Source organism: Amycolatopsis nivea (genome assembly GCF_004522235.1).
GTDB lineage: Bacteria > Actinomycetota > Actinomycetes > Mycobacteriales > Pseudonocardiaceae > Amycolatopsis > Amycolatopsis nivea.
The window spans coordinates 385,946-398,805 of sequence record NZ_SDLT01000001.1; the positions used below are offsets into that span (position 1 = coordinate 385,946).

9 protein-coding genes are annotated in these 12,860 nt (G+C 70.6%); all 9 read right to left on the bottom strand.

All coding sequences use genetic code 11. The features are described 5' to 3' along the window. Positions 1 to 15: 15 nt before the first annotated feature. The 9 genes from EIZ44_RS01905 to gdhA all read right to left on the bottom strand — a co-directional run bounded on the left by EIZ44_RS01905 (position 16) and on the right by gdhA (position 12,801). Positions 16 to 1,503: a glutamine synthetase family protein gene (locus tag EIZ44_RS01905; protein ID WP_134727524.1), complete on the bottom strand. Its 1,488-nt coding sequence runs from the start codon at positions 1,501 to 1,503 to the stop codon at positions 16 to 18. A 22-nt stretch (positions 1,504 to 1,525) separates the two neighbouring features. Then, a complete protein-coding gene (locus tag EIZ44_RS01910) occupies positions 1,526 to 2,314 on the bottom strand; it encodes an SDR family oxidoreductase (protein WP_134727525.1) in 789 nt (262 codons plus the stop codon). Next, the gene (locus EIZ44_RS01915; protein ID WP_134727526.1) at positions 2,311 to 4,449 is read right to left on the bottom strand and encodes a hydantoinase/oxoprolinase family protein; all 2,139 of its coding nucleotides are present in this window, start codon (positions 4,447 to 4,449) and stop codon (positions 2,311 to 2,313) included. The genes EIZ44_RS01910 and EIZ44_RS01915 overlap by 4 nt, the downstream gene beginning before the upstream one ends. Beyond that, positions 4,449 to 6,224 carry a hydantoinase B/oxoprolinase family protein gene (locus EIZ44_RS01920; protein WP_134727527.1) on the bottom strand — a complete coding sequence of 592 codons (1,776 nt, stop codon included), beginning with the start codon at positions 6,222 to 6,224 and terminating at the stop codon, positions 4,449 to 4,451. Before EIZ44_RS01920 ends, EIZ44_RS01915 begins: the two co-directional genes overlap by 1 nt. Further along, positions 6,221 to 7,396 (bottom strand): M24 family metallopeptidase, encoded by a 1,176-nt coding sequence (locus tag EIZ44_RS01925; protein ID WP_134727528.1) that lies wholly within the window; start codon positions 7,394 to 7,396, stop codon positions 6,221 to 6,223. The genes EIZ44_RS01920 and EIZ44_RS01925 overlap by 4 nt, the downstream gene beginning before the upstream one ends. 96 nt (positions 7,397 to 7,492) lie before the next feature. Beyond that, on the bottom strand, positions 7,493 to 8,542 hold the full coding sequence (locus tag EIZ44_RS01930) for a LuxR C-terminal-related transcriptional regulator (protein WP_134661557.1): 1,050 nt from the start codon (positions 8,540 to 8,542) through the stop codon (positions 7,493 to 7,495). Between the two features lie 52 nt (positions 8,543 to 8,594). After that, complete coding sequence (locus tag EIZ44_RS45055; protein ID WP_205673011.1) at positions 8,595 to 9,638, bottom strand: LuxR C-terminal-related transcriptional regulator; 1,044 nt, start codon at positions 9,636 to 9,638, stop codon at positions 8,595 to 8,597. Between the two features lie 453 nt (positions 9,639 to 10,091). Continuing rightward, positions 10,092 to 10,925 (bottom strand): helix-turn-helix domain-containing protein, encoded by an 834-nt coding sequence (locus EIZ44_RS01940; protein ID WP_134727529.1) that lies wholly within the window; start codon positions 10,923 to 10,925, stop codon positions 10,092 to 10,094. 532 nt (positions 10,926 to 11,457) lie between these two features. Then, positions 11,458 to 12,801 (bottom strand): NADP-specific glutamate dehydrogenase, encoded by a 1,344-nt coding sequence (gene gdhA, locus EIZ44_RS01945; protein WP_037805849.1) that lies wholly within the window; start codon positions 12,799 to 12,801, stop codon positions 11,458 to 11,460. Positions 12,802 to 12,860 lie beyond the last annotated feature (59 nt).

Genomic DNA, 12,860 nt, shown 5'->3' on the forward strand with positions numbered 1-12,860 from the left:
CCAAACGATGGCGGGTCAGAAGAGTTCGAAGTACTCGCGGTGCTCCCATTCGGTGACCTCGGCGGCGTACGCGGCCGGGTCGGGCTGCTCGTTGACGTGCGCCTCGTACCGCTCGACCTCGCTGCGCTTCATGCGCACGAGGTAGTCGACGAAGCTGTCGCCGAACTCCGCGCGGAAGAACTCGCTCGCGTCCAGTTCGTCCAGCGCCGCCCGCAGGCTCGTCGGCAGCTGCGGCGCGTCCGAGGCGTAGGGGTCGTCGGACAGCGCGCCGGGGCTGCGTTTGCCGAGGATGCCGTCGAGCCCGGAAGCGGTTTGCGCGGCGAGATACAGGTACGGATTCGCGGACGGCTCGCCGACCCGGTTCTCGACGTGCGTCGCCGGGTCTCCGTGCCCGCCGATGACGCGCATCATCGCGGCGCGGTTGTCGAGCCCCCAGGTGCAGCGGTCGGGCGCGAGGGAATGCGGGCGGCGTCGCCGGTAGCCGTTGATCGACGGGGTGGTGAAGACCGACGCCGCGGCGGCGTGGGCGAGCGTGCCGCCGACGTAGTGCGTCCCGGTCTCGGACAGCGCCTCCGCTTCGGTGCCGGGCACCATCGCGTTGACTCCGCTCACCGCGTCGACCAGCGAGGTGTGCAGATGCCAGCCGCTGGCGTAGAAACCGGGGATCGCCGGGGTGCACATGAACGTCGCGTGGTGGCCATGGCGGCGCGCGACCTGCTTGACGACACTGCGGAACAACAGCACCGAATCGGCGACCGCCAGGCCCTGCTGGACGTCGAAGGTCGTCTCGACCTGGCTGGGTGCCCACTCGTCGTCGATCGAGCGCAACGGCAAGCCCAGCGCGGAGACTGCTTTGCGGATAGGCCGGAGTACGTCGTCGATCTCGTCCAGGTGCCCGTCGAGCAGGTAGTTGTAGCCGCGGGCGACGGGCGCGACCTTGGGCGGGTCACCGGGCAGCCCGGGCGCGCCGAGCGAGCCGGTTTCGAGCATCGGGTCGAGCACGCGGGTGAGGTACCACTCGAGTTCGATCCCGGCGACCAGCGAGAACCCGGCTTCGGTCAGTTTTTCCAGCTGCCGCCGGAGAATCGCGCGCGGAGCGAAGGGGAACGGCGACCCGTCGCGCAGGTACAGATCGCACACGACCCACGCGGTCTCCGGCACGTGCGGCAAGACGGCGAACGTCTCCGGGTCCGGCACCATGGTCACGTTCGGGCTGCCGGAGAGTTCCGGGATGCCGAAACCGCCGCCGGGGCTGAACGGGTTGAACACGATGGCGTTGGCGGTGTCGAAGAAGAACGGCGCCATGGTGATCTCCATGCCGTCGCGCAGCGCCGCCGCGTACGCCTTGACGGTCACGGACTTGCCGCGCGGGAGGCCGTGCTGGTCCGGCCACACGAGGCGGACCATTTCGACCCCGGCGGCCTCGATCTCGGCGAGGTTCTTCTCCGCGGCGGCGCGCTGCTCCGGGCTGTGCAGGCCGTGGCGGTCCACGAAAGTGCTCACTGGGTTTCTCCTTGTCGGCCGGTCACTCGGCCAGCTGGGGGATGAGGATTTCGCCGCGTTCGGGCCCGATCGCCGAATAGCCGCCGTCCACCGCGAGGTCGGCGCCGGTGACGAACGAGGCCGCGGGGGAGCAGAGGAAGAGCACGGCGGCGGCGATCTCGGCCGGGTCGCCGGTGCGCCCGAGCGGATGCAGGGGAGCGGCGACCCGGTCGGTCTTCTCCCGGTCTCCGCCGGACAACCGGTCCATCACCGCGGACCAGGTCCAGCCAGGGCAGACGGAGTTGACGCGGATGCTGTCGGCGGCCAGGTCGAGCGCCATCGACCGGGTCAGCTGCGCGACCGCGGCCTTGCCCGCCGGGTAGAGCCAGCGCCCGGCCTGGGCGACGCGGCCGGAGATCGAGGTGAAGTTGACGACCGCGGGCCGGTCCGAGGCGGTGAGCAATGGCAGCAGCGTGGTGGTGACCAAAGCGGTGCCGATGACGTTCACGTCGAGGCTCTGTCGCCAGTCCGCCCGGGTGGACTGGCTGCCGTCGTCCACATAGGAACAAGCGAGGTTGACCAGCGCGTCGACCTTGCCCGGACCGGCCGCGAGCGCGTCGCGGACGCGGCCGAGCGCGGCGTCGTCGGTGATGTCGACGTGGTGGAACGTGACGGCTTCGCCCAGTTCGCCGGCCAGCGCGGTTCCGCCGGGTTCATCGATGTCGAGCACCACGACCTGTGCGCCCGCGTCGGCGAACGCGCGGACGATCGCCGCGCCGATGAGCGTCGCCCCGCCGGTGACGACAGCGGTCGTTCCCTCGAAGCCGGTCATCGCAGCACCAGGTCTTCGGCGAGGGACAGCCGGTCGGCCAGCTCGTGCGCGCGTTCGCGGAGATACAGCACGAACGAACCGCGCGGGTCGACCACGAGGTCGTATTCGTCCAGCACCACCAGGGAAGTGGTGCCTAGTTCGACCACGGCCGGTCCGGACAGCCGCGCACCCGGCGCCATCCGGTGGCCGTCCATGATCCGGGCGGGCACCATCGCGCGCCGTGCCGGCGACCAGATCTCCCGCTCGCCGATCTGCGGGTCCTCGGTCAGATCCGCGTCGAGCGCGCCGAGATCCAGCGGCGGACGAGGCGTCGCGCCGATCGCGGTCAACCGGACGTTGAGCACCTCGACCGGCTCGTCCTCGGCCCGGTAGCCGAACAGAATGTCGTGCTGGGCGTGGAAAAGCTCGGCCAGCTTCGTTCGGTCGGGCGCATCCATGCCGTCGATGCCGACCGGCACGTTGATCTCGAACCACTGACCCGCGTACCGCATGTCCAGCGACGGCTCGAAGGTGACAGCGCTTTCGGGAATTCCTTCCCCGCGAAGGGTTTCGCGCCCCTCGGCGGCCATCGAAGCCCAGATCTCGCGCAGCCGGTCCAGGCTGAACTCGGCCAGCGAACCGGAAATGCTGCGCACGTAGTCGTGCTTGAAATCGCAGGCGAGCATCCCGGCCGCGCAGAAAATGGAGGACTGCCGCGGCGTCACGAGGACCGGGATCTCCAGTTCCGACGCGATCGCCGCGGCGTGGACCGGGCCCGCGCCCCCGGCGACCACGATCGGGAAGTCGCGCGGGTCGAGCCCCCGCCGCACCGTGATCGCCTGGACCCCGGCCGCCATGGTCACGTTCACCAGGTCGTAGACGCCGGCCGCGGCCGAGATGACGTCGAGGCCCAGCGGCTTGGCGACGTCCCGTTCCAGCGCGGCCCGGGACGCCGCCGCGTCGAGAGGGATCCCGCCCGCCATGAACGAACTCGGGTCGATGTAGCCGAGCGCGACGTCGGCGTCGGTGACGGTCGCGCGGGTGCCGCCCCGGCCGTAGCAGGCGGGCCCGGGGACGGCTCCGGCGCTTTCCGGCCCGACCCGCAGCATCCCGCCGTCGTCGACCCGCGCGATGCTGCCGCCGCCCGCGCCGATGGTGTGGATGTCGACCATCGGGAGTGCGATCCGCCAGCGGTCGATCGTGCCGTCGGTCATCACCAGCGGGCGGCCGTCGTTGACCACGGCGGCGTCGAAACTGGTGCCGCCCATGTCGACGGTCAGGCAGCGGTCCCAGCCGTGCGGGGCGACCTCGAACAGCCCGGCGGTCGGGCCGGAGGCGGGCCCGGACAGCAGGGACAGCGCGGCGCGGCGGGCGAGTTCGGCGGGGGTGGCGACGCCGCCGTTGGACTGCATCAGCAGGAGCAGGCCGCCGAACCCGGCTTCCTCCAGCGTTTCGGTCAGCCCGGCGAGATAGCGGCTGATGATCGGGCCCGCGTAGGAGTTCAGCACCGCCGTCGAGGTCCGGTCGTAGTAGCGGACCTGGGCCAGCAGCGCGCTCGACCGGGTCACGTAGATCCCGGGCAGTTCCTCGGCCAGGATCTCGGCGGCGGCGTCCTCGTGCTCCGGGCTCGCGTGCGAGTGCAGGAAGCTCACCGCGACCGCTTCGACGCCCGCGTCCCGGAACGTCTTCGCCGCGCGCCGCACGGCTTCCGGATCGAGTCCGGTCACCTCGGCGCCCGTGTGGTCGAGCCGGCCGGGCACGGGAAGCCGGAGGTGGCGCGGGACGAGCGGCACCGGAGCTTCGAGCCGGTTGTTGTACGCCTCCTCTCGGGTGCCGTCGCGCATCGGCAGCACGTCGCGGAATCCTTCGGTGGTCAGCAATCCGGTGGCGGCGCCGCGCCGGGTCAGCAGCGCGTTGGTGGTCACGGTCGTGCCGTGGACGATGGTGCCGACGCTGCCGAGCAGTTCCTCGACGGACTGCCCGCGCAGGTCCGCGATCTCCCGCAGCCCCTGCACGACCGCCCGCGAGGGATCGGACGGGACGGAACTCGTCTTGTGGGCGAGATGGCTGCCGTCCGGGTGGACCACGAGGAAGTCGGTGAAGGTGCCGCCGACGTCGATCCCGATCCGCAGCTCGCCGCTTCGTGCCGCGCTCATCAGTGAGTCCTTCCGTTCGAGTTCCGCAGGGCGGCCGTGGCCGCCTCGTCGACGGCCCAGCCGCCGTCCGGTCCGCCGGCCAGGACGACGCCGTAGTCGTCCCGCGCCCGTTCCGCGCTCAGCAAGCCGTCGCGCACCTCGCGGCAGACGGTCTCCGCCGGGCGCCGCCGCGGATCGCCGTATCCCGCCCCGCCGCCGCTCTCCGAGCGCACGACCGATCCCGCGGGCAGCGCGACCATTTCCTTGGAGCCCCATAGATGCGTGGTCCCGTCCGGGAACTCCACGACGATCCGGTTGCGCCCGGCCGGATGCCCGCCGAACAGGCCCGGCGCGGCTTCGGCCCCCTCGCATTCGACGTCGTCGCCGATCGTGACCCCGACCTCGGTTTCGCCGTAGCATCGCCAAGCCGAGCGGGTGCCGAGGCCGCCGCGCCATTCGCCCGCGCCCGCCGAATCCGGCAGATACTCGTGGTATTCCAGGAAATGCGGCGACGTGAGTTCGAACATCTCCGGGTCGGGCGCGCGCATCTGGCCCGCGGTGCCGGTGAAGCCGAACGCGTCCCAGCCGTCGGCTCCGCGCATCGCGCCCGGTCCGCTGCGCTGGAACACCGTCAGCGTCACGAACGGGCCGCCGCTGCGCGGGTCGACGCCGTTGAGCGCGGTGCAGATGAACTGGTTCCAGCCCGCGGTGACCCGGTCCGGCAACGCGTCCGCCAGCGCGGTCATGATCGCTTCGAGGACTTCGTCGCACATCTGGTTGCCGAAGATCGTCGCGGCCGGGAACCGCGGGTTCAGCAGCGAGCCCTCCCGGAAAACGGTGCTGAGCGGGGCGAACAGTCCCTGGTTCGTCGGGATGACGATGCCGCCCGCGGCGATCAGCATCAGGAACACGATCCGCACCGCGCCCTTCGCCGACGCGGGCGGCATGTTCGCGATGCCGGGGGACTGGTCGTCGGTGGCGCTGAAGTCGAAGGTGATCTCGTCGCCCTCGATCCGGACCTCGCACGCGATGCGGTACCGGGCGGAGGCGTCGACGCCGTCGGACACCATCCAGCTCTCGCCGTGGTAAACCCCGTCGGGCCAGCGCGCGATCTCGGCGCGCACCTGGCGTTCGGAGCTTTCGAGGACGTAGTCGAGATGCCGGTCGAAGGTGTCCCGCCCGTAGCGCTCCAGGACGTGCAGCAGCCGGCGGCGGCCGACCTGGCAGGCCCCGATCATCGACTGGATGTCCTGCATGACGAAGTCGATCCGGATGTTCGCGCCGACGAAGTCCCACACGTCCTTGCGGACCTCGCCGCCCGCGTGGATCTTGACCGGGGTGATCCGCAGGGCTTCCTGCCAGATCTCGCGCGCCTGCGGGTTGTAGCCGCCCACGGTCATGCCGCCGATGTCGGCCATGTGGCCCTTCGCCGCGGCCCACGCGACGAGTTCGCCCTCGTGGAAGATCGGCAGGTACACGCCGGTGTCGGCGTTCTGGTTGCCGCCGGTGAAGACGTCGTTGTGCAGGATCACGTCGCCCTCGGCGAGGTCGTCGCCGAAGTAGTCGATGATGTACTCCAGCGGAGGCTGCGCGCCGAACGCGATGATCGCGGCGAACTCGGCCTGCGCGAGCGCCCGGCCCTTCGCGTCGAACAGCACGGTCACCAGGTCGCCGATCTCGTTGAAGATCGGGGACCGCGACGAGCGCATCAGCATCGTCGCCATTTCCTTGGCGATCGCGTCGACCCGGCGCTGCAGGACCGAGGCGAGGATGGGGTCTACTTCGGTGGTCGTCATTTCCGGCCTCCCGCGGCCAATCGGTAGAGCTGGACCGGGAACTCGGACAGCGTCCGGCAGCCCTGTTCGGTGACGATGTGCGTGTCGGCCATGTAGCCCATGGCCGAGGTTTCGGCTTCCCAGAGCATCGGGTGCAGCGCGAGCACCATGCCCGCGCCGAGCACCGGCACCGCGCCCGCGGAACTGTCGTCCTGGACGACGTCGAGGCCGACCCAGGGCTCTTCGAGAACGTCGAGCCCGAGCCCGTGCCCGGACCAGTACGACGATTCGACGCCCTGTTCCTCGACCGCCCGGATGACGTTCTTCTGAACGTCCGAAGTGGCCACGCCGGGCCCGATCGAGGCGGCCGCGGCGGCCATCCCGGCAGTGACGGCGTCGGAAACCCGTTGCACCGCACCGGAAGGCGGCGCGAAAGTGACCATTCTGGACAGTTCGACCCAGTACCCGGCCGGTCCGACGACCTCGTAGGAGAAGGTGAACACGTCGTGCGCGCGCAGGATCCGGTCGCGCGGAGCGCCGAAGGTCGGGCACGGCCCGGACGGTTCGTCGTCGGCGTACATGGTGAGGAACAGCGGATCCTCGCCGCCCAGAAGTGCCGCCGTGGCATGCATTTCCGCCGCCACCGCGCGCTCGGTGATGCCCGGGCGGGCGATCTCGAGAAGCCGCTCGAAGCAGCGATCGGTGATATAGGCCGATTCCTCGGCTCCGGCGAGTTCTTCCGCGCTCTTGACCGCGCGCACCCGCTCGAACATCGCGGAGGCGTCGACCAGCTTGGCGCGCGGAAGCTCGGCGGCGAGGCGCAGGTATTCGCGGACCTTCATGATCTCGCCGAGCCCGACGATGCCGATCCGCCCGTTGCGCGGCCGGGATTTCAGGACCTCGACCAGTCCGTCGCCCAGCTCGTGCGGATACCGGTAGTCCGACACCCACGCCGACCGCGGCCGCCTGCCGCCGGAGAGGTTCTGCGGCAGCACCATGACCGGTTCCTCGCCCGCGAAGACGACGCAGTACCCGTAGCGGTGGGCCAGGTTGTAGTCGGCCACGTACCGGAGAGTTCCTTTGTGGCCGCGGTAATCGCTGCCCGCGACCACCAGGACGTCGAGACCTTCCTCCGCCATAGCGGCGTGCAGCCGCTCCCAGCGCCGGTCGCGTTCCCGCAGTGAAGCACTCATCCGCCGTTTCCCTCCCGGTGTGAACCCGTTCACGCCTGGGGGAAAAGCTACGAGCGCGGCGACGTCAGGCCGATCCCTCGCGGGAGGCCGGGCCGGTTACCCCTCGAAGGAGGGAGGCGCGCTCAGGACGACGCGGGTGAGCGCTTGCCGCGAGCCGATTCCGAGCTTGCGGTAGACGGCTTTCAGGTGCTGTTTCACCGTGTAGGGGCTCAGCAGGACCCGCGCGGCGATCTGGTCGTCGCTGAGGCCTTCGACGGCCAGCACAGCGATTTCGCGTTCCCGCGGCGTCAGCCGTGCCGCGATCGACGGCGGAAGCCCGGCCGCGTCCCGTTCGAGCCGCAGCACCGCGACCGCGACCTCGTCGTCCGGAACGGGTCGGGAACGCAGCGAGAGCCGCAAACCGCGCTCGGCAAGGGGCACCGTCCACGCGAACCCGTCGCGGGGATTCCGGGCGGCCATCGTCTCTTCCAGCCACGATTCGGGGTCCTCATCGGACACTTCGCGCAGCAGCTGCCGGGCCGCTTCGTTGAGCCGCCGCTTCCCGGTGCGCAGGTCGGTCGTCACGAGCGCGACGGCGGCGAGATCCAGCGCGGCCCACGCGTTGTCGCGTTCGCGCCGAAGATCGTCGCGCGCTTCGAGCGAGGCGACCGCCGACCCGACGACCCGCCCCAGCGCCGAGGCGACCGCGACCTCGGCTTCGCCGGCGAGCAGCCCCGGATCCTGATCGGCGAAGTTCAACGTCCCCAGTATCCGGCCGCCCGCGACGATCGGGGCCTCGAGCACCATCCGCATCCCGTGCAGCGCGAGGACGTCCTGGTAGAACGGGAGATCCTGCCAGTCGTCGGGCGGCATCAGGTGCGCGCTGTGCGCCGCGCTGCGGGTGTCCACCGCCCGGCGCAGGACCGGATCCTGCTCGCGTCCGGCGTCCTCGTACCGGGCCAGGAAAAGGTCGCTGACGCCTTCGGTCGCGGAACGGTGCCGCGCCGAGGAGAAGAGATAAATGCCGAACGACCGCGTCGGCAGCGCGGACCGGGCCACGCGGAGATAGACCTCGAGCAGCTCTTCCGTGCTCGTGGCCGCCGACAGCTCGTCGGTGGCGGACACGACCAGCCGGGCTGTTCGTTCGTCGGGACCGCGCTGGGACATCGTTTCGTTCTCTCGGCCGGATTTTCCGGATTCTAACTCCTCCGGCCGGAGATCACGTGCCGTGCAGCACGAGCCGCGCGAGCGCAGTGCGGGAATCCACGCCCAGCTTGCGGTAAACGCTCTTCAAATGTTGCTTCACCGTGTAGCGGCTGAGAAAGATCTTCGCCGCGATCTGATCGTCGTGCAGCCCCGACACCGCCAGTCGGGCCACCTCCCGTTCGCGAGGCGACAGCAATGCCGACAGCGAAGGACTCAGCGCGATCTCGCCGCCCGGGCCGTCCTGGATGTCCAGTGTGGTCACCGAGAGCGCGGGCTGGCTGGGCACCCGCACCGTGCGCAGCGTCGCTCGCACCCCGCCGGACTCGGCGACCTGCGTGCTGGCGTCGGGATTCGCCGCCATCACGTTCTCCAGCCACTCCGTCGGCCCGTCCGGCGCCACCCGGCGCAGCGCTGCCCTCGCGGCCGCGTTGAACCGCCGCTGTCCGCCCCGATGGTCGGTCAGGACCAGTGCGTTGTCGCACACGTCGACCGCCGTTTCGAGGTGATCGCGTTCCCGGAGAAGGGTTTCCTGCCGGAGCAGCCCGCTCAGCACCAGCCCCACGACCCGCCCCAGCGCCGTCGCGACGGCCAGGTCCTCGTCGGAGGAGAGCGCCCCGGCGTCGCGATCGGCGAAGTTGAGCGTGCCGACGATCTCGGCCCCCGCGACGATCGGGGTCTCCAGCACCATCCGCCAGCCGTGCAGCGACATGACTTCGCGGTACACCGGATGCTCGGTCCAGCGGTCCTGGCTCATCAGACGCGAACTGTGCGCCGCCTGGTTCGCGGTGAGACAGTGCCGCAGGACGGGGTCGCGCTCGCGGCCGAGCTCCTCGTACCGGGACAGGAAGACGTCGCTGGCCCCTTCGGTGGCCCGGCTGACCGGCGCGCGGTTACGCGGGTCGCGCACGTAGATGGCGAACGAACGCGAGGACAGCAACTGCGGCACCGCGCGCATGTAGCAGTCCTGCAACTCGGCGACGCTGGCCGCGGCGGCCAGCGAGTCGACGACCGCGACGAGCGCCGGGGACGCCACACCGGGGCGAGCTGGTCCGGTCATCCAAGACCCTCCTCCGGATCGTTCTTCCCGCCCGCGCGGTGGGGTTGCGGCCTGCGAACGGGGCCACAGTGAACCATCCCGGGCATCCCTCGTAGGAGGGAATCGCCTGGTCGTGCCGGGTGGAATGGGTGCTTGGCCGAGCCGCCGGGCTCGTGGCACGGCAGGCTGGGGGCGGGTCGGCCCGTCGTCGGGGCGGATGGCTGGACTTGGCGGCGCCGGATGTGCGGGCGGCGGGTCGCGGGCGAGTCGGCCCGTTGTCGGGAGTGCGTGGCTGGGCTTGGCGGGGGTCGGATGTGCGGGCGGGGTCGGCCCGTCGTCGGGAGCGGGTGGCTGCGCTCGGCGGGTTCGGATGTGCGAGCGGCGGGTCGGCCGATGTCCGGAGCGGGCGGGCCTGGGCGAAGGTGGTTCTTCGAGATCCCGCCCAGCCGCGATCGCCCGCAGCCCATGCTCCGCTCACCCGCGCAACGGCGACCGCCCGCGCCCTTCCAGAAACGGCGTGTAGGACGCGGAATGATCATGCCCGCACGCGCACCGGTCGAGATCGCCCCCGAGGAGCTGCCTCGGCGTGACCCCAGTCAGCCGGAGACATTCCCGGCTGAGATGCGCCTGGTCGGCATACCCCGCGTCGACGGCCAGCCCCGCCGTCCCGTCCGCACCCCGCCGCCCGGTCGCGACCGCCCCGGACTGAGCCAGCGCCAGAAACCCTTGGAACCGCAACGTCCGCTGAAGCACCTTCGGACTCGTCCCGACCGTGTGCAGGCACCTCCGCCGCAACTGGCTCGCCGACAACGCCAAGTGCGCCGCAACCGCGTCCACGCCGACCGGCTCCCACGGCATCAGCACCCGCACCGCTTCCCTGATCAGCGGATCCAGGCCGCCGACCCGCCGGTACTCCCGCAGCAGATGCGCCTGCAACGCGGCAAGCCCCGCCTCGGGCGTCGGAGCGACCGCCACGGCCTCCACCAGCCGATCCACGACCCGCCCCCACACGTCAGCCAGCCCGACGCACTGGTCAGCGAGTTCGTCGAGCCCCGCAGGCAGGGGAGGAGCCGCCCCGGGCCGGAACCGCACCCCGACGACCGTTGTATGCGCCGGAATAACCTCGACCTGCGGCCCGGTCAACGGCCCGAGCAACTGCGGACGACCACCGACCGGGAAGTGAATCTCGACCCCGCCCGCAGGCAGATGCCGCTGCACATACGGGACGTCGCCAGTGCGCTGGATCCACACCGTGCGCACCACCGCACTCAGACCCGGCACCGGCGGACGCTCCACATACGCAGTCACCCTCGTACCGAAGCGCCCCACCAGCCGCGCGTCAAGCACGGACACACTGTGCCCCTATGTCTGGCGCAGTTTTTCCAGATAGTCACCTAGTGCGGCAAGCATTCCCCGGCTGGCGGTTCGCTCCTCCGCGGCACGACAACACCGCTCGGCATCCGCATCGCGGGGAGTCCGCCCACAGCGCATCCCATCCTCGACGACGCGCAGACTGCCGACCGGAAGACCGAAGATCGCCAACTGCCGCCCGGCGGACTGTCGGCCAAAGACTGCCGACTGGCAGACCGCCGACCGAAGACCGCCGACCGGCGGACTGTCGACCGGAGACAGGCGACCGGAGACGGGCGACCAGTGGACTGGCGACCGGAGACAGCCGACCGGAGACAGCCGACCGGCGGACTGTCGACCGGCAGACCGCAGACGGTAGATCCCAGACCGCAGATCCCAGACCGAAGACCGCCCACCGTCGACCGGCAGACCCCCGACCAAATACTGCATACAAAATCCAGCCGAACGAAGACCGTCCGCAGGATCCGGCTCAGATGTACCCGCACACGTCCATCGCCGCGACCACCTTCCGGAACCCCGCGATATTCGCCCCGCTCACGTAATCCCCGGCCACCCCGTGCTCGTCGGCCGTCTCGAGGCACGTCCGGTGAATGTCGGTCATGATGTCCCGCAACGTCCGGTCGGTGCGCTCGAACGTCCACCGCTCCCGCGCCGCGTTCTGCTGCATCTCCAGCGCGGACACCGCGACCCCGCCGGCATTCGCGGCCTTCCCCGGCCCGACCGCCACCCCGGCCTCGCGGAAGATCTGCAAAGAACCGGGCGTGCACGGCATGTTCGCGCCCTCAGCGACCGCCCGGACGTTGTTCTTCACCAGCCGCAATGCGGACTGCTCGTCCAGCTCGTTCTGCGTCGCGCACGGCAACGCCAGGTCACACGGCACGTCCCACGGCGTGCCGTCGGTGACGTACTTCGCGGACGGCACATGGTCGACGTACTCGGAAAGCCGCCCGCGCCGCGCGACCTTCAGCTCGTGCAACAGCTCCAGGTCGATCCCGCGCGGATCGTGGACGTACCCGCCCGAATCCGAGCACACGACCGGCTTCGCGCCGAGCTCCTGAAGCTTCGCGATCGCGTGGTAGGCGACATTGCCCGACCCGGACACCACCGCGGTGCGGCCGGAGAACGAGTCGTCGCGCGCGCCGAGCATCGCCTCGAGGAAGTACACCGTCCCGTATCCGGTGGCCTCCGGCCGCGCCGGAATGCCGCCCAGCAACGGGTTCTTGCCGGTGATCGTGCCCGCGTCGTACCGGTTGGTGAGCCGCTTGTACTGGCCGAACAGGTACCCGATCTCGCGCCCGCCGACGCCGATGTCGCCCGCCGGGACGTCGGTCTCGGGGCCGATGTGCCGGACCAACTCGGTCATGAACGCCTGGCAGAACCGCATGATCTCGCCGTCGCTGCGGCCGGCCGGGTCGAAGTCGGACCCGCCCTTGCCCGCGCCGATGCCGAGGCCGGTGAGCGCGTTCTTGAAGATCTGCTCGAAGGCGAGGAACTTGACCGTGCCGAGCGTGACGTCGCCGCGGAAGCGCAGCCCGCCCTTGTACGGCCCGAGCGCCGAGCTGAACCCGACCCGGAAGCCGCGGTTGACGTGCACCGCGCCCGCGTCGTCGGTCCAGACCACCCGGAACATCACCTGCCGCTCCGGCTCGCACAGCCGCTCCAGCATCGCCGCGTCGCGCAGGTCCGGATCCCGTTGCAGCGCGGGCCGGATCGCTTCCAGCACTTCGAAGACGGCCTGGTGGAACTCCGGCTCGGCCGGGTTCTTCCGGACGATCTCCTCGTACACTGCGCGCGATGTCTGGTCGAGAGCCATCCGCCGATGATGCCGTCCGAATGCCGGATTTCGCACCCCAGACGGGGTTTGCGAGGTTA